General features: G+C 71.0%; 15 protein-coding genes and 1 tRNA gene. 5 read left to right on the top strand and 11 right to left on the bottom strand.

The window, feature by feature from the left end:
* Positions 1–31: 31 nt before the first annotated feature.
* The 6 genes from FXF65_RS41040 to FXF65_RS41015 all read right to left on the bottom strand — a co-directional run bounded on the left by FXF65_RS41040 (position 32) and on the right by FXF65_RS41015 (position 7,735).
* Entirely contained in the window at positions 32–2,290 is a 2,259-nt protein-coding gene (locus FXF65_RS41040; RefSeq protein ID WP_148355883.1) for a S8 family peptidase, read from the bottom strand.
* Positions 2,291–2,438: 148 nt separating this feature from the next.
* Positions 2,439–4,115 (bottom strand): solute symporter family protein, encoded by a 1,677-nt coding sequence (locus FXF65_RS41035; protein ID WP_148355882.1) that lies wholly within the window; start codon positions 4,113–4,115, stop codon positions 2,439–2,441.
* Positions 4,112–4,444, bottom strand: coding sequence for a DUF485 domain-containing protein (locus FXF65_RS41030; protein ID WP_148355881.1), 333 nt, complete (start codon positions 4,442–4,444; stop codon positions 4,112–4,114). Before FXF65_RS41030 ends, FXF65_RS41035 begins: the two co-directional genes overlap by 4 nt.
* Positions 4,445–4,551: 107 nt before the next feature.
* Positions 4,552–6,540 carry a TerD family protein gene (locus FXF65_RS41025; RefSeq protein ID WP_246199442.1) on the bottom strand — a complete coding sequence of 663 codons (1,989 nt, stop codon included), beginning with the start codon at positions 6,538–6,540 and terminating at the stop codon, positions 4,552–4,554.
* Positions 6,541–6,730: 190 nt separating this feature from the next.
* On the bottom strand, positions 6,731–7,015 hold the full coding sequence (locus FXF65_RS41020) for a GlsB/YeaQ/YmgE family stress response membrane protein (RefSeq protein ID WP_148355879.1): 285 nt from the start codon (positions 7,013–7,015) through the stop codon (positions 6,731–6,733).
* 36 nt (positions 7,016–7,051) lie between these two features.
* The gene (locus FXF65_RS41015) at positions 7,052–7,735 is read right to left on the bottom strand and encodes a TetR/AcrR family transcriptional regulator (RefSeq protein ID WP_148355878.1); all 684 of its coding nucleotides are present in this window, start codon (positions 7,733–7,735) and stop codon (positions 7,052–7,054) included.
* A 124-nt stretch (positions 7,736–7,859) separates the two neighbouring features.
* On the opposite strand from FXF65_RS41015, the gene FXF65_RS41010 reads away from it, so the two are divergent.
* The 4 genes from FXF65_RS41010 to FXF65_RS41000 are packed head-to-tail and all read left to right on the top strand — an operon-like array spanning position 7,860 to position 11,141.
* Positions 7,860–9,029: an FAD-binding oxidoreductase gene (locus tag FXF65_RS41010; protein WP_148355911.1), complete on the top strand. Its 1,170-nt coding sequence runs from the start codon at positions 7,860–7,862 to the stop codon at positions 9,027–9,029.
* Positions 9,030–9,060: 31 nt separating this feature from the next.
* A complete protein-coding gene (locus tag FXF65_RS41005) occupies positions 9,061–10,521 on the top strand; it encodes a DHA2 family efflux MFS transporter permease subunit (protein WP_148355877.1) in 1,461 nt (486 codons plus the stop codon).
* Positions 10,518–10,658: a hypothetical protein gene (locus FXF65_RS44295; protein ID WP_187412797.1), complete on the top strand. Its 141-nt coding sequence runs from the start codon at positions 10,518–10,520 to the stop codon at positions 10,656–10,658. The genes FXF65_RS41005 and FXF65_RS44295 overlap by 4 nt, the downstream gene beginning before the upstream one ends.
* 33 nt (positions 10,659–10,691) lie before the next feature.
* Positions 10,692–11,141 carry a group II truncated hemoglobin gene (locus tag FXF65_RS41000; protein WP_148355876.1) on the top strand — a complete coding sequence of 150 codons (450 nt, stop codon included), beginning with the start codon at positions 10,692–10,694 and terminating at the stop codon, positions 11,139–11,141.
* Here FXF65_RS41000 and FXF65_RS40995 read toward each other — a convergent pair.
* Positions 11,138–12,352, bottom strand: coding sequence for a hypothetical protein (locus FXF65_RS40995; RefSeq protein ID WP_246199440.1), 1,215 nt, complete (start codon positions 12,350–12,352; stop codon positions 11,138–11,140). The genes FXF65_RS41000 and FXF65_RS40995 overlap by 4 nt on opposite strands.
* A gap of 152 nt (positions 12,353–12,504) precedes the next feature.
* Here FXF65_RS40995 and FXF65_RS40990 point away from each other — a divergent pair, with 152 nt between their 5' ends.
* The gene (locus FXF65_RS40990; RefSeq protein ID WP_148355875.1) at positions 12,505–13,788 is read left to right on the top strand and encodes a hypothetical protein; all 1,284 of its coding nucleotides are present in this window, start codon (positions 12,505–12,507) and stop codon (positions 13,786–13,788) included.
* Positions 13,789–13,835: 47 nt separating this feature from the next.
* Here the strand turns inward: FXF65_RS40990 and FXF65_RS40985 are convergent, their stop codons facing one another.
* The 4 genes from FXF65_RS40985 to FXF65_RS40970 all read right to left on the bottom strand — a co-directional run bounded on the left by FXF65_RS40985 (position 13,836) and on the right by FXF65_RS40970 (position 16,467).
* Complete coding sequence (locus FXF65_RS40985) at positions 13,836–14,501, bottom strand: metallophosphatase domain-containing protein (RefSeq protein WP_148355874.1); 666 nt, start codon at positions 14,499–14,501, stop codon at positions 13,836–13,838.
* Between the two features lie 43 nt (positions 14,502–14,544).
* Positions 14,545–15,474: a hypothetical protein gene (locus FXF65_RS40980; RefSeq protein ID WP_187412796.1), complete on the bottom strand. Its 930-nt coding sequence runs from the start codon at positions 15,472–15,474 to the stop codon at positions 14,545–14,547.
* Between the two features lie 371 nt (positions 15,475–15,845).
* Entirely contained in the window at positions 15,846–16,331 is a 486-nt protein-coding gene (locus FXF65_RS40975; RefSeq protein WP_148355872.1) for a hypothetical protein, read from the bottom strand.
* A 63-nt stretch (positions 16,332–16,394) separates the two neighbouring features.
* Positions 16,395–16,467: transfer RNA gene (locus FXF65_RS40970), tRNA-Thr, on the bottom strand.
* Between the last annotated feature and the right edge of the window lie 101 nt (positions 16,468–16,568).

The raw sequence follows: 16,568 nt of genomic DNA, 5'->3' as shown, positions 1-16,568 counted from the left end.
CTCCCGCGCTACGCCCGGTGGAGTACCGCGCTCACCACCAGGGCGGACGGTAGTCCTCGTCGTCGGACGGCTGTGAACGGCGCGAATGCCGTCCCCGGGGCTCGTCGCCGGGCTGCTCGGGCGGCTCGGCGGCCTGCGGGCCGTCGTCCGCGGGAGGCGGCGGCGGGTCGGTCGGCGGCTCCGGGGACACCGTCGGAAGCGGAGCCGTGCCGCCGCCCTTCGGCCGGTCGGGCTCGTCGAGCGAACTCCGGCGGAACGACTCCCAGTCGTCGTCATCGAGGATGGGCTCGTCCGCCGCCGGGGCCTTGCCGTGCCCGTTCCCGTTGCCGTTCCCGTTGCCTTGCCCGTTTCCGTTCGTGGACGAGCCGCCGCCGTTCAGGTGCTCGCCGTTGTGGCCGTTCCCGTTCCCGTTCGCCGCGTGCCCGTTCAGACCGTTCAAGCTGTTGAGGCCGTTCTGCCCGGCGTCGAGGAACTCGCCGGGGTCGAACGGCCGCAGCTCGCTCGTCATCATCGGCGGCCGCTTCGGCGGCTGCGGCGGCGGCTCGGGCTCGTCGCGGCCGGGGAACGGCTCGTGGTCCCAGGACAGGCCGTCCCAGGAACCGTCCAGGGGCGACGGGTCGAAGGGCGAACCCCCGGCGCGCCCGGGAGGCGGACCGAGCGGCGGGCCGAGCGGCGGCGCCTCCGGCGGGTCGTCGGGCGGCAGAGGCTCCGGGAACGCCTCGGCGCTCTGCCAGAGCACGTTGACCGGCGCGACGTCCGAAGGCGCGTCCGGAACCGCGGCGTCGGGCGGCGCGGTGGCCGGACCGGCGGCGTGCACGGGAGCGTCCCAGCCCGGGACGGGCGGCGCCCCGGCGGGCTCGCGCGGCACGGGCGGCGCGGACGGCAGCCCGTAGTCGGGGACGGCGTCGGACTCGGCGGGCGCGTCGTCCGGACGGCGCCGCTGCCGCCAGCCGAGCAGCAGCCCGACGACGATCAGCAGCCCGCCGCCGCCGAGCACGAGCGGGAGGAGCAGGTCACGGCCGTCGTCGGCGGTCGTCGCCGCCGGTCGCGCGGTCGCGGACGGCGGCGGTTCCGCCACCGCCCCCCGGGACGTCTTGTTGATCTGGTGCGCGGCGAACAGGACGCGCGGCGCGTCGACCGTCCCGGGGCAGGTGGTCGAGCCGGTCGGATGCCCGGCCCGCGCGGGCGAGCCCTCGATCAGCGCCTGCCGCACCTCGGCGGGCGTCAGCTTCGGATACCGCGACCGGACGAGCGCCGCCACCCCCGCGACCATCGCCGACGAGGCGCTGGTGCCGGTCCCGACGACGTAGCCGTTGCTGGCGTCGGCGCTGACGATGTCCACGCCGGGGGCGCAGACGGCGGCGTGCGAGCGGCGGTTGCTGTCCTTCCAGAGGCGCAGCCGCCGGTCGAGCGCGCCGACCGCGATCACCCCGGGGTAGGCGGCGGGGAAGTTCTTCCGGTTCGCCCCGGACCCGTCGTTGCCCGCCGACGCGATCAGCACGACACCCTTGCCCAGCGCGTACTTGATCGCGCTCTCCTGGGACGCGGTGCCGTTGTAGAACTGGCGTCCGCCGCCGAGCGACATGTTGATGATGTCGGCACCGTGGTCGACCGCGTAGCGGATGCCCTGCGCGACGGCGTCGTGCTCGCTGCCGCCCGCCTGCTGCCCGTCGTCGCGGCGCAGCGGGTCGTCGTTCTCCAGCGTCACCCGCACGGACAGGACGCGGCTCATCGGCGCGACGCCCATCATCCCCTGCGCCAAGCCGGGGCCGTGGCCGTGGCCTGCGATGATGCTGGCCATGGACGTCCCGTGAAGGCCCCAGTAGCGGGAGCCGGGACGCCGCACCCCGCCGGTCAGGTCGGGCCCGTTGACGACGCGCCCGGTGAGGTCGGGGTGGCGCGCGTCGACGCCGGTGTCCAGGACGGCCACAGTCACACCGCGCCCGCGCGAGTATTTCCACGCCTTCGTAGCGCGCAGGACGTTCAGGTGCCATTCGCGGGTGCGGATCTGGTCGGCCGGGGCGCCCGGGAACGTTCCCGACGAAGCCCCGCGTACCGTCCGCTCCCGCGCCCCGGCGAGCCCGCCCGGGACGATCGCCACGGGCACGGCCACCGCGCCCGCGAGCGCGACCAGCGCGAGGACCGCGGTCGTCCGGGCCCCGGCGGCGCGGTGGGCGGTGGAACGCGCTCCACGCGAGGACGGCCCGTACGAGGACGACTCGCGCGAGGACGGCCCGTGCGACGCCGCCTGCCGGCCGCGCGCTGAACGGCGTCGACCGGCTTCGGACACGCCGCCGCACCTCCCCTCCCGGCAGACCGCCGCGCTCCGCGGCGGTCTGACATTCTGCCACGCGAACCGGCCGTCGCCCGGGCGCTCAGGCACATTCCGTGACAGCGCGGGTGTTCCGCCGTGACGACGCCCCTCGGCCGACGCCGGGTCAGTGCGCGCCCGCACCCGTGAGCGCGCGGACGGACAGGTCGTCGTACCGCTCCGGGTCGGCCTTCTCGCGGCCGAGGAGCGTTCCGGCGACAGCGCACAGGAACCCGATCGGAATGGAGACCAGCCCCGGATTTTCCAGCGGGAACAAGTGGAAATCGACGCTCGCCGGAAACAACGACAAACTCTCCCCCGTCACCGGGTCGGTCTTGCCCGACACGACCGGCGAGAAGACGACCAGCACGAGCGAGCTGACCAGACCCCCGTAGATCCCGGCCACCACGCCCGCCGAGTTGAACCGCCGCCAGAACAGCGTCAGCACGATCGCCGGGAGGTTGGCCGCCGCCGCCATCGCGAACGCCAGCGCCACCAGGAACGCCACGTTCAGGTTCCGGGCCGCGACGGCGAGGACGATCGCCAGCGCGCCGACGAGGAACGCCGCGAACCGCGCGACCGCCACCTCCTGCGACTCGCGCGGGCGCCCGAACATCAGCACCTGCCCGAAGTAGTCGTGCGCCAGCGACGTCGACGACGCGAGGACCAGCCCGGACACGACGGCGAGGATCGTCGCGAACGCCACCGCGCCGATGCAGGCCAGCAGGACGTCCCCGCCGACGCGGCCGCCGTAGTGCTCCCCGACCGCCTGCGCGAGCTGCGGCGCCGCGGTGTTGCCGGACGGGTCCTGCGCGACGATCTTCGACCGTCCGACGAGGGCGGCGGCGCCGAAGCCGAGCGCGGGCGTCATCAGGTAGAACGCCCCGACGAGCCCGATCGCCCAGGCCACCGACCGGCGCGCGGCGCGGCCGTCCGGGACGGTGAAGAACCGGTTGACGATGTGCGGCAGCCCCGCGGTGCCGAGCACCAGCGCGAGGGCGAGGCTGATGAAGTCGAGCTTGTTGACGATCGTCTGGTAGGCGTCGCCGGGGACGTCCTGCCCGTAGCGGAGCCCGGGGCGCAGGAACGCGTCGCCCTTGCCGCTCGCGTCCGCCGCCGAGCCGAGCATCGCGCCGACGTCGAACCCGAACCGGCCGAGCACCAGCGCCGTCAGCGCCGCCGCGCCCGCCATGAGCAGCGCGGACTTGACGATCTGCACCCAGGTCGTGCCCTTCATCCCGCCGAACGCCACGTAGAGGATCATGAGCGCGCCGACCGCGACGATCGTGACCGTCCGCGCGGCGGAGGCGGACATCCCCAGGAACTTCTCACCCCGGTGGATGCCGAGCAGCAGCGAGACCAGCGCCCCGGCCCCCACCATCTGCGCCAGCAGGTAGAACACCGACACCGTCACGGTGGAGACGACGGCGGCGCGGCGCACGGGCGGCTGCCGCCGGACGCGCTGCGACAGGACGTCCCCGAGCGTGAACCGCCCGGTGTTGCGCATCAGCTCGACCAGCAGCAGCGCCACGAGCCACGCCACCAGGAAGCCGATCGAGTACAGGAACCCGTCGTATCCGGACAGCGCGATCAGCCCGGCGATGCCGAGGAAAGACGCGGCGGACATGTAGTCGCCCGCGAGCGCGATCCCGTTCTGCGGGCCGGAGAAGGTGCGCCCGCCCGCGTAGAAGTCGTCGGCGCCGCGGGTGGTCGCCCGCGCCCAGACCGTGATCCCGAGCGTGCCCAGGACCAGGACGCTGAACAGCCCGAACGTGAGCGCGTGGCCCGTGACCTGGCCGATCACCGTAGCTCACCGGCCAGCGGGTCCAGCCGCCGCCGCGCGTACGCCAGGTACGCCCCGGCCATCACGAACGTCGAGACGATCTGCACCAGCCCGAGCAGCAGCGCGACGTTGACGTCGCCCGCGACCGGCCGCGCCATGAACCCGCGGGCGAACGCCGACAGACCGACATACGCGAAATACCACCCGAGAAAGAGCGTCGCGGCGACCAGCGCGGACCGCCGGTACCGCCTCCTGAGCAGCCGGAACCCCTCGTACCCGGCCACGGGCGCGTAGCGGGCCGCAACGTCGCCCCGCTCGCGTCGTCCCCCGACCTTCGAGTCCCCCACCATCTGGCCCCCCTGACCGGACGTGACTCTCCGCACCAGCGCGGTCGCACTATGAGATCAAACATTCACGTCCGGCGAGCCCGGTTTGCCAAGATGGGCATCGCCGCAGGTCACCTCTGCTCAGTCCGGACGGCCCGCAGCACCAGCCGGTGGAAACGGTCGACCGCGACGTCCACGCTGCGGACGAAGCCCGTCTCGTCCGTGCCGCGCTTCGCGCCCATGCCGGTCGGCAGCGTGAGGCGGAACGACGCGATCTCCCCGCCGTCGCCGGGGACGAGCAGGCCCGGCTCGCTCCGCAGGTTCTTGAGCAGGTCGCACGGGCCCTCGGCACGCCCGCCGGCGAGCGCCTCGATCCGCAGTTCGGGGGGCGCGTCGTCCAACTGGCGGAGCAGCCACTGGACGCGGGTGAGCGGCCGGGCCCGGACGGCCGACGGGACCTCCACCGCGGTCTCGATCTGGCCCGTCCGCAGGTCGGCCTCGACGCGCACGGGACCGGCCGCGTCGGGCATCCGCAGCTCGGCGTCCATCCGGCCGGACTCGACCAGGGAGCGCACGAGGTCCGCGCGCCGTCCGGCGGCCCCGCCGCGCCTGCGCCGCGCGACCGGCGCGACGTTCAGCCCCGTCTCCCCGCTCAGCCGCAGGCAGAGCTGCCGGACGAGTTTTTCCCAGCTTTCCGCGACGCGCTCCGCATGCTTGTCACCGGGGCGCAGCGTGCCCGCGCCGATGGCGTTGCGCAGCGGCACCCACGACGGGCCCATGTCCTGGAACCCGTGGCATCCCGCGCCGTCGTGCCGCAGGTAGTGCAGCAACTCCCCGAGCATCCACGTATGGACGGGGTTCGCGAGGCCGTGGTGGTGGCACAGCATGTGCGCCTCGTGCGCGACCTCCGCCCAGGACAGGTGCCGCAGCGCGACTTTCCGCAGCCGCCGCTTGTCGACGGTGAGGGGATGCTCGTCGCCGAGGGCCAGGTCGTTGGACAGCGTGATGACGGTTTCGTAGCCGTTGCGCGCGGCGACGTCCAGGTACGCCTGGACCTGGTCGGCCTTGAGCGGGCTGCCGCCGGTCTTCGTCTCGACCAGCGCCGTCCAGATCCGGCCCGCCCGCGCGACGCGGATCACCCCGTCCGGGCGGACCTTGCCGTCGCCGACCTTGAACGACGTCTCGACGAACGTCCCGACGGTCCCGGCGGGCGCGTTGAACCGGGCGGTCAGGCGGCGTCCGAACTCCGGGACCTGCGTCATCACGGCCAGCAGCGTCGAGGTCGCCCGCGCCTCCCGCTCGTGGTCGTTGCGCAGCCCGGCGACCGAGAACAGCCGCGCCGCCTGCCAGGACGGGTGGTCGGCCAGGTCGGCCCCGGCCGCCTTCGGGAGGGTGGTCCGCTTCTTCGCCGTCCGGACGCGGCGGGACGGACCTCCGCCGTCGGTGTCCCGGCGCGGGGCCGGGTCGTCGGCGGGGGCGGCGTCCTGGACGGTCGTCTCGGGCCGTTCGGGGACGGCGGGCGGCTCCGGGTCTTCGTGCGGCTCGACGTCAACCTGGGTTTCCAGGGTGTCCGGCGCCTCAGGGGTGTCGTCGACGGAGATGCCGAAGTCGCCCGCCAGCCCGCCGAGGCCCGACGCGTACCCCTGGCCGACCGCCCGGAACTTCCAGCCGCCGCCCCGGCGGTACAGCTCGCCGAAGACGAACGCGGTCTCGGACGCGGCGTCGGCGATGTCGAACTCGATCAACGCGGCGCCGGAGCTGTCGAAGAGGGCCAGGCCGAGGTCGTCCAGGTCGCCGAACGTCGCCCCCGCGTAGCGGCTGGCCGTCACGACGACGCGCTCGACGTCGGGCGGGAGGGCGTCGAGGTCGAGCAGGATGCGGTCCTCGCTGCCGCCTCCGGTCGGCGACTTGCCCAATAACTGGACGGACCCGTCGGGGGTGGACGGCTGGTTGTAGAAGACGAAGTCGGCGTCGTCCCGGACCTTGCCGGACGGGCCGAGCAGCAGCGCCGCTACGTCCGCCTCCCCGCTCCCGGACGGATCGGACCACCGCAGCGCGACAGTGACCGGACCCGCGGCGTCCGTCAGCGTCGCCAGCTCGACATTGGCTCCCTTGAGCATCCGCTGCACCCTGTGACTCCCCTCTCGACCTGCATGGGAACGCCATGCGTCGGCGGCCACTGTGACAGACGCCACAGTCGGGAGCGGGCCTGATCCGAGGATGCCACCGGGGTGCGCGGAACGTGACCGGTCGCCACGGAAATGGCGGACTCCGGCCACGGAAAGTGAGCCCGGCGCTGCCTGGGGCCGGTCAGCGGGGCATTCGGCGCTGCCTGCGGCGGGCCTGGAGGCTCGCGACGACCGCGACGCCGAGGACCGCCAGGCCGATCTGGAACACCAGCTCGATCCAGTCGATCCCCTTGGTCGTGGCGACGCCGACCGACTGGGCTATCGCCGTCCCGATGATCGCGGCGACGATGCCGACGACGATGGTCATGAGGACGCCGATGGGCTGCCGTCCCGGCAGGGCCAGCCGGCCGAGCGCGCCGATGATCCCGCCGATGATGATCGCGCTGATGATGCCAGAAATGTTCATGGCGTCCCTTGTGCCCATTTGGGGGACACCGTCACATCAGCGGTCGGCGGCCCCGCGCTCCGGCGGCTCGTCTCCCATGGAGCGCAGGTCGCCGAAGGTCAGGGCCGGGCCGCCGAGCATTCCGGGGCGCTGCGACGAGGCGCGCAGCCCGTCCACGAGCAGGTCGAGATGCCGGTGCGCGACCTGGAGGGCGATGTGGCGGGGCATCGGGCCGGGCATCGGACGCGACAGCCGCACCAGCATCATGCCGACGTCGCCGTGCGTGACGTCCGGACGCAGGTCGCCGTCCTTCTGCGCGGTGGCGACGAGCGCGTCCATGATGGCGACGCCGTCGTCCCGGGCGGTGGCGATCTCCGCGTCCTCGAACGGGATCTCCGCGAGGAGGACGGGGAAGACGGCGCCGATCCCGATGTCCAGGACGCGATGCATGTAGCGGACGAGCGCGGTGAACGCGGTCGGCTCCTCGTCCCGCGCGCGCTTGGCCTCGGCGGTGGTGCGCTGTAGGGCGTCGAGCGCGACGGCCGTGGTCAGGCTCCGCCGGTCGGGGAACCGCCGGTACAGCGTCGCGATGCCGGTCCCGGCGCGGCGGGAGATCTCCTCCAGCGGCGCGCCCGGCCCCTGTTCGACGAACACCTCGGCGGCGGCGGCGAGGATCCGGTTGCGGTTGTCGCGCGCGTCCGCCCTCAGCGGTCGGCCCGCGCCGTTCGGCTGCTGACCCATGAGGCCAGCGTAGCAAGCATGTGGAGGCTTCCCCTCCAAATAGTCGCGCACAAGTGGAGACAATCCCTCCGGTCGGTGTTACGGTGCGAGGTAAGTGGAGAAAAAACCTCCGGAAGGATTGGATATGAACGCCACGATCGCCACCCGGGACGACGTCCAGACCGTCCAGGCCACCGGCCCCGCGGACGTCCGTGCCGCGATCCTCACCGCCCGCGACCAGGGGTTGCCGCTGACCGTCGAGGCCACGGGGCACGGCACGGTCGTTCCGCCGCACGAGGGGCTGCTGCTCAGGACGTCCCGCATGTCCCGCGTGCTGATCGACCCGGAGCGCCGCACCGCCCGCGTCGGGCCGGGGGCGAGATGGGGCGACGTCATCGCGGCGGCCGCGCCGCTCGGGCTGGCGCCGCTGTCCGGGTCGCACGCGTCGGTCGGCGTGACCGGCTACACGCTCGGCGGCGGGGTCGGCTGGCTCGCGCGGCGCTTCGGCTTCGCCGCCGACCACCTGCTGCGCGCCGACGTGATCACCGCGGACGGCCGCGCGCTGACCGCCGACGCCGACCGCGACGCCGATCTCTTCTGGGCGCTGCGCGGAGGCGGCGGGAACTTCGGCGTCGTCACCTCGCTGGAGTTCCGGCTCCACCCGGTTTCCACGGTTTACGCGGGCACAGCGCTTTTTCCGGCGGACCGGGCGGGTGAGGTGCTCAGCCGGTTCCGGGACGAGTCCGCCGACCGTCCCGACGAGCTGAGCGTGACGGTCGCCGTGACGGACCACTTCGTGCACGGGCGTGTGGTCGCCGTCCGCGGCGTCCACTCCGGCGAACCGGCGGACGCCGTCCGGGCGCTCCGGTCACTGCGGAACGCCGCCGGGCGTCCGCTGTACGACGACTTCCGCCCGATGCCGTTCGCGGACACCGAGTCCCTCGGCGGGACCCCGCCGATCCACTTCCATCTGTGCGCCGACCTGCCGGATTCGCTGATCGCCGCCATCGCGGGCAGCTCCGCGTCCGCGATCGAGGTGCGGCACTGGGGCGGCGCGATGGCCCGTCCCGGTGCGGACGCGGGGCCGGTCGGGCACCGGCACGTCCCCTTCTCGCTCGCCGTCGACGGCGCCGCCGCCGACGCCGCACCCCTCGCCGCGTACGCGACCGGCGGTTCTTTCCTGAATTTCCTGAGCGACCCGTCCAGGACGGCCACGGCCTACACCCCGGAGAACCACCGGCGGCTGCGCGAGATCAAGCGGGCCTACGACCCGCGGAACGTGTTCCACCGCAACCACAACATCGAGCCCGCCTGAACGCCCGCCCGACCATTGCGAGGTAACCGAAATGACCGCAACCGTCACGTCCAAGCAACCCCCGCAGGGCCTCGACCGCGGGCTCGTCGCCATCGGCGCCGTCGTGGTGCTCGGCGCCATCATGTCGATCATCGACGCGACCGCCGTGAACGTCGCCACCCGCTCCCTCGCCGAGGAGTTCGGGTCGTCCATCACCACCGTCCAATGGGTCCTGACCGGGTACATGCTCGGGCTCGCGGGCGTCATCCCGGTCACCGGCTGGGCCACCGAGCGGTTCGGCGCCCGGCGCGTGTGGATCAGCGCGCTCGTGCTGTTCCTCGCGGGCTCCGCGCTCGCGGGCGCCGCCTGGTCGATGCCCACCCTGATCGCGTTCCGCGTCGTGCAGGGCCTCGGCGGCGGCATGATCATTCCGGTGGCGCAGACGATCCTCGCGCAGGCCGCCGGGCCCGCGCGGATGGGGCGCGTGATGGGCTTCATCGGCCTGCCGATGCTGCTCGGCTCCGTCGTCGGGCCCGTCGTCGGCGGGCTGATCATCACCACCGCCGGGTGGCGCTGGATCTTCTTCGCGAACCTGCCGCTCGGGATCGCCGCCGTGGTCGCCGCCGTCCGGCTGCTGCCGCGCTCCGCTCCGCGTCCGGCGCGGCTGGACGTCCGCGGGCTGGTCCTGCTGTGCGCCGGAGTGGTCGCGTTCGTCTACGGCACCAGCGAGGCGGGACGTCCCGGCGCGCTCGACGCGGCCCGCACCTGGGCGATCCTCGCCGCGTCCGCCCTGCTCATCGGCGTCTACGTGCTGCACGCGCGCGGCCGGGACGCGCTGATCGACATCTCGCTGTTCCGGCGCCGGGGGTTCGCGGCCGCCGCCGTCACCAACCTGGTCGTCGCGGTCGCGCTGTTCGGGGTGCTGGTGCTGCTGCCGCTGTACTGGCAGGTCGTGCGGGGTCACGGGCCGCTCGCGACGGGGCTGCTGCTCGTCCCGCAGGCGCTCGGCGCAGCGGTCGCGATGCCGCTGGCCGGGCGCGTCACCGACCGGGTCGGCGCCGGCGTCGTCGTCCCGGCCGGGGTCGTGCTCGGGCTCGCCGGCACCGCCGCCTACACGCAGATCCACGCGGACACCTCGCCGATCCTGCTGGCCGCCGCGCTGTTCGTGATCGGGCTCGGGCTCGGCGCGACGATCATGCCGTCGATGGCGGCGGCCTACCAGGCGCTGCCGCCCGCGCTGATCCCGCGCGCGACGAGCGCGCTGAACACGCTCCAGCGGATGGGCGCGTCGGTCGGCACCGCGGCGCTCGCGGTGATCCTCCAGCACGAGATCACCGCCCGATCGCCCGGCCTCGCCGGATCGGCGCTCGCCCCGCTGCCCGACCCGGCGCGCGTCGCGGTCGCGCCGCTGCTGGCGCAGGCGTTCGGCCACGCCTTCTGGGTCGCGCTGATCATCGGCGCCGTGGCGCTCGTCCCCGCGCTGCTGCTCCCCCGGCGGACCGGTGCCGGATGACCTTCGTCGGCACGGGCCCGGCCGGACGGAACGCGATCTCCGCCCGGCCGGGCAATTCCGCTTTGACGCCGTCCGGCCGCCATTGGACCGGGTTCGGCGAAACCCTCGACAAGCGGGACCTCGACTGCGATAACTGAGCCAGGCGCCTACAAGAAGGTAATGATGTAATCATGGAATCGCTGTACGAGCACGCCGGCGGTCATGAGGGGCTCCACCGGTTCATCGACATCTTCTATTCGAGCATGCTCGCCGACCCGCTGCTCCAGCCGTTGTTCGGCGAAGGCAGCCCCACTCACGTCGACCACCTCACGGCCTTCACCGCCGAGACGTTCGGCGGCCCCGACACCTTCTCCCGCGAGATGGGCGGCTTCTCCCACCTCATCGACGTCCACCGCCATCTCAAGATCACCGAGGCGCAGCGGCTCCGTTTCGTCGAGCTCTACCTGGCCGCCGCCGACACCGCCGGACTCCCCGACGACGCTCCTTTCCGCCAGGCGCTCCGCGAACACGTCGAGTTCGGTACCGAGGTCGCCAAGCAGAACTCCCTCGCCGAAACCGACGATGAACTGCACCCGCTCCGCGAGGTCCCGCAATGGACCTGGCCGTCCGGGAACGGCTAAAGGACGGGAGCCTTCGGCAGCCGGACGGGCCCGCCCGGACCGCCGACGGGCGGACCGGACGGCCAGAGTTCCGCCAGATCGGACGGCGTGAGCGGAGCCTGATAGGTCGCGCGGAGCACCCTCCGGGAAAGCTCGGCGTCGTCGGCCTCGGCGAGCGCCATGAACCAGTCGAAGCCCGCCGGATAGGCCCACATGTAAGTGCGGTGCTGCTGGTTGAGGCCCCGGTCTGCGAGGTAACGGGCGATGGTCTCCTCGGTCCACCACGGGACGGCGGCCTTCAGATAGTCGGCGCATTCCACCGCGGACGCACCGTGATTGATCGATACATGCACCTGGGCGAGGACGAGCTGGCAGTAATGGGCGACCCGGAGTCGCGCGATGAGCACCTTGTCCTCGGGGAGCAGGAACAGCGGCCACGCTTGCGCGAGCCCTTCCTGCATGACCTGGTGCGGCGCGTGAATGCTGAGCAGCCGCACCCAAGGAACCTCCTCGGCGGCGGCCACGGCCGTGTATCCGGCGCATTGCAGACCGTGCCCGAGCACCTCGTGCAGGGCGAACTGCCGGGCGCCCGCCTGCGTGAACTCGACATTGCGGAGGTTGAGCTGGAGACGCACGTCCTGCCCGGCGCCGTCGAGCCAGAACGCCCAATAGGCGTCCACTTCCGCGGTCTCGATCGTCAACCGGTACGGCGCCGTGCTGCCGGTCGCCTCCCGGACGACGGGCTCCAATTCGCTGACGGCCTCCCGAATCGCGTCGGGAGCGTCGCTGACGTCGAGTAGTCCTTCCGCTTCGCGCAGTTCCGCATTGGCAGCCGCGCCCCACCGGATACCGAGTTCGCCCAGCGCACTCCGCATCTGTTCGGCCCGCTCAGCCACATACTCCTCTGGCCAGCCGCCCGCGCCGCACCCCTGGGTTTCACGAATGTACTCATCGAGCGGACGCCGTTCCCCGAGCAGCGCCCCGAGATAGGCGAGATCGGCGTCGATACGCGCTGCGAGCACGCCACTCGCCTTGGGACGAAGCCCGGTGAGCCGCCGAAGAACGGTCAGCCGATCGGCGGGCGCGGCGGTCCCGCCCGGATCGCAGTCGAAATCGATGACCGGCGCCTCGCCGTGTTCGACCTCGTAGGCGTCCCAGGCCCGGATAACGGCCTCGACCTCGTCCCGCAGACTCATCAGCGCACGTCCCTTCACAAGATCTTCGCGGGACATTCTCAGCACGCTTGCCGCCGTTCGGACAGGCCCAACGGGAGTCGTTGTCACCGCTGCCCTGGATCTTGATCAAGATGTGACATGGACACCGGTCCACCCGGCTACGATCCTGCCGAGCAGCCGTCTGTTCGCTGTTCGGAAAGGCGTGGGCCATGATTCGCTCAGCCAGTTGGAAGACGACCCTGGGCGGCCTCGCCGGGGCCGTCCTCCTGGTCTCTGGTCTCACCGCTCCGGCCGCCGCCGAAACGTCTCCGGCGTCCTGCGGCTCGCGGCTCGACGCTCTCGTCCTGCCCACCGAAAAGGTCCCCTCGGGCGGCAGGGCCCAAGGCTTAGTGAAGCTCAACTGCAAGTCATCGGTCGCGCTCACCGTCGCGCTGACGTCGGCGGATTCGACGTGGGTGAGCGTTCCGGCAAAGGTGGTGGTCCCTTCCGGAGCGACGGAGGCGACCTTTCCCATCCGCACGTTTCAGCCGGACTACGTCTACGGCGACTTCGGCGTCCCGCTCACGGCCAAGCTGCGCAGCCGAACGCTCAGCCAGCGGCTGGCGCTCCGCCCCGGACTGCGCTTCGTCGACTTCGGCGGCCATTCGACGATCGTCAGCGGTGACCGCCCGTCGATCACCGTCGGCCTGAACGGTCCCGCCCCCGAGGGCGGGGCGACCATCGCGTTGGAGAGCGACAACCCGGCCGTGAAGGTCCCGCCGACCGTGACCATTCCGCGCGGCGCCCTGGGAATAGGCGTCCCGCCGCCGCTCCTGAAGAGCACACGCATTCCCGTGGACGCGAAGGCCACCATTACGGCCAAGCTCCCAGGGCAGCGCATCGGCAACGTCCTCAAACTCCTGGCCTGGAACTACGACCCCGGCGACTGGACGTTCACCGGACCAGCCGAGGCCTACGGCGGCTTCTACTACAACATGGCGCTGAACCTGCCGAAACCCGTCCCGCACGGCGGCATCAAGGTCACCTTCAGCTCCAACAACCCGAAACTGAAGTACCCGCCCGGCCCAATGGAATTCCTCGAAGGAACCAGCGGAACGTATCAAGTCGAGGTGGCGCTGCCCCCCGACATCGACGGCCCCCTGACCCTGACGGCGAACATAGAGGGCGTGGGAACCCGCAGCCACACCATGACCGCCTACCCCGGCCTCACCGGATTCGAGATCGAACCCTGGCTGATCACCGGCGGCCAACCCTTCGACGCCACCATCCAACTCGGCGCGGCCACGAGCAGCCCGATGACGATCCAGCTCGAAAGCAGCGACCCGAACGTCGCCCGCCTCCCAACCCACGTGACAATCCCAGCGGGCCAGTCCTCAGTCTCGCTCCAGGGCACCACGTCCCCGGTAGACGACTTCTCCTCCGTCACCCTGACGGCCCAACTCCCGAACAACTCCCGCTGGCAAACCGACCTCCTAATAGAGCGAACCCCCTAACCCCACCGGCAAGCAGCATCCGCTTCCGAGGCTGAACAGCCCGCACGCTACTGACCGCGTGCGGGCGGGACGATCTCGCCTACGGCACCCGAGGCGTCCAGCCGGACGACGGTCGGGCCGCGCTCGCATTCCCATGTGGTGACATTGGCGAAGGTCGTCTGCCCATGGCGCCAGAGCCCGCCGTCCTGGTGAATGTGACCGAACAAGTGCAGCCTCGGACGGACCTGCCGCACCCGTTCCAGCAGATCCTCACAACCATGACGCCCGGGATAGGCGTTCGCGTCACCGATACCCTGCGGAGGCCCGTGCGTAATCAACACATCAACATGCTCCGGAATGAGCGCCCATTTCTCCGCGAGGGCAGGCCCTCGCGGAAGGTTGAACGCCCATCCGTTGAACTCCGGCTGCCACGGACTGCCCCAGAACGCGAGACCGTCGATCTCCGTCCCGCTGTCCTCCAGGTAGCGGATGCCACGATCGGCAAGAACGGCCCGAGCACGCACGGGCTCGTCCAGGAACACCCAGTCGTGGTTGCCCGCGACGACCACCTTCGTCGGATGCGGAAGCCCGTGAATCCAGTCAGCGGCCTCCTCAAGCTCCCTCAGCTCTTTACCGCGCCGACAAAGATCACCCGCGTGGACGAAGACGTCTCCGTCAGGCACGACGAGCTCGCGATGATAGGTGTGAGTATCCGCAACCGCGACAATCCGCACACACCCACGGTACTGACCTAACGACTCGACTCAGGCCGCCGAATCACTTCTTCCAGCGAACCGCGACACTCTGACCGGCCGCGGTGGACGCCTCACCGACCACGTCGCCGCCATCACTGACCGCCGTCGCCTCGCTGGAGTTGCCACCGCCCAACTGCGGCAGCGGCACAACACGCCACCCGTTCTTCCCCTGCCGCCACAGAACCGCGTCGCCCTCATCGGGAGTGCTGGTCGCCGAAGCGCCGACGACAACACCAGCAGCGTTGACGCCATTCGCAACACTGCTGTCGCCGCCGGGCAGCGTCCCGAGATCGGTGGGCGCCGAGGCACCGGGCCTCCACAGAGTCGCGTGGAAGGGATAGTTGGTGGGAGCACCGGACCCAGACTGCGAATAGCCGACGATCTCACCCCGGTCATTGATGCCGTTGGCGCTACTGCGCAGATCAGCACCGCCCAGCGCCGGAAGCACAACCGCCGTGGTTCCTGCCGCAGCCCAGGTAACGGCCTCAACGTAATGTCCTGGCGACACCTCGTAGGTATAGCCAGCCACGACACCGTGATTGTTGATCGCGACGGCGGAGGTCGCCGGCAGCGGGGAGTCCGTCCCAATGTCGGAAACAGTGCCGCCAGTCTGCCATTTCGCCGCATGGTAAATCTTGGACCGAATCGGCACGCTGCCGACCACGTCCCTCTTGTCGTTGATTCCGTAAGCGTAGCTACTGGCGTGGCCCGGGAGGCCACCGAGATCGGTGATACTTCCATCCGCCGCCCAACGCACAGCCCGATTGTCGCCACCGGCAGTGTTCGCGTAGCCGACGATGTCACCACGGTCATTGATTCCGTAGGCGTAACTGTAAGTGCCGCCGGGAAGCGTACCGAGGTCAACGATGCGCCCGTCCCTGTTCCACCGGATGGCATGGGACAGTCCATTGGCCACGTCACCGTAACCAGCGACAACACCTTGATCGTTCACAGCGGTGGCCCGACTGGTCGTTCCCCCCGGCAACACCCCGAGGCTGACGACACTCCACCCGGACAAGCTGGCCGCGCCCGCACTCACTGGCATCCCAACCAGCGCTAACGCCACAGACGAAAGCCCCGCGAGTAACCCAATTCCCGACTTCCAAGGTCTTTTCACGCGATCATTACATCAATGACCACCCCACTTGACAACCAGTTGATCTAGACCGAACCCGACACCTCTCGCCGCACCCCTCGCAGACCCGATGAGGACCGCCGCACGTCTGACGGACACCGCTCCGATCACGTTGAGAACCCTCGTAGGGCGATGAGGACCCAATGGTAAAGCCGCTGGCCGGATGCGTCCCAGGCCAACCGAGGTAGTTACTCGCCGAGTTCTCGCGCTGCGGGATCTCTCCTCAACGGCTCGTTTGTCGTCCCGAGTTCTCGGCGGGCGGCCTCCAGGAAGGCGAAGCGGAGGTCACGCTTGGGCGGTGTGCCCTCTCCTGGGGTCTGTCCCCGGAGCAGTGCATGGAGCGCCGACGTGTAGTCGTGCGCTGCCTGCGCGACGGGAGGGGAACACACGAGTTCGGGGACCTTCTTGGCAAGCCAGAGCGCGTGCAGGTGTTGCCACATCTCGGAGTCGTCAAGTCGCTCTCCCATGGAGAGCCGGTCCAGGCACAGTTCTACCTGTTGGGCGGCGGACAGGAACTCGATCAGGGCTGCTTTGCGCTCGGAACGTTCCGCGCTGGCCTGCTCGAACCGCGCTCGTCGCGAGTCCACCCGCGTCGCCAGGTACTGACCGATCAGAGTCCCGGCGGAACCCAGGACCACCCCTGCCAGCGGCAAAACCGTCGTGGACACGCTCACGCCCCTGAGACGATCAATACCGATCAACGGTTCCGAAGCCCGGCTGGAGCACGCTGAGGTGGGAGCCGGCGAGGGGACTTGAACCCCTAACCTTCTGTTTACAAGACAGATGCTCTGCCGATTGAGCTACGCCGGCCTGGTCGTCCACGCATCGTAGTCGAACTGGTGGAGGGTCGGGGGACGGTTTTTCCGGGGTGGTGTCGATCTGGGTGGACGGCGTTCGTGTAGGGGGTGAAG

Source organism: Actinomadura syzygii (assembly GCF_008085905.1).
GTDB classification, from domain to species: Bacteria; Actinomycetota; Actinomycetes; order Streptosporangiales; family Streptosporangiaceae; genus Spirillospora; species Spirillospora syzygii.
The sequence above is the reverse complement of the archived record's forward strand: the minus strand, read 5'-3'. Positions and strand labels throughout refer to the sequence as shown.

Coding starts and splice junctions, on each gene's coding strand:
- FXF65_RS41030 (WP_148355881.1), bottom strand. CDS start 4,444: ATGGTGGGGGACTCGAAGGTCGGGGGACGACGCGAGCGGGGCGACGTT.
- FXF65_RS41025 (WP_246199442.1), bottom strand. CDS start 6,540: ATGCTCAAGGGAGCCAATGTCGAGCTGGCGACGCTGACGGACGCCGCG.
- FXF65_RS41020 (WP_148355879.1), bottom strand. CDS start 7,015: ATGAACATTTCTGGCATCATCAGCGCGATCATCATCGGCGGGATCATC.
- FXF65_RS41015 (WP_148355878.1), bottom strand. CDS start 7,735: ATGGGTCAGCAGCCGAACGGCGCGGGCCGACCGCTGAGGGCGGACGCG.
- FXF65_RS41010 (WP_148355911.1), top strand. CDS start 7,860: ATGAACGCCACGATCGCCACCCGGGACGACGTCCAGACCGTCCAGGCC.
- FXF65_RS41005 (WP_148355877.1), top strand. CDS start 9,061: ATGACCGCAACCGTCACGTCCAAGCAACCCCCGCAGGGCCTCGACCGC.
- FXF65_RS44295 (WP_187412797.1), top strand. CDS start 10,518: ATGACCTTCGTCGGCACGGGCCCGGCCGGACGGAACGCGATCTCCGCC.
- FXF65_RS41000 (WP_148355876.1), top strand. CDS start 10,692: ATGGAATCGCTGTACGAGCACGCCGGCGGTCATGAGGGGCTCCACCGG.
- FXF65_RS40995 (WP_246199440.1), bottom strand. CDS start 12,352: ATGTCCCGCGAAGATCTTGTGAAGGGACGTGCGCTGATGAGTCTGCGG.
- FXF65_RS40990 (WP_148355875.1), top strand. CDS start 12,505: ATGATTCGCTCAGCCAGTTGGAAGACGACCCTGGGCGGCCTCGCCGGG.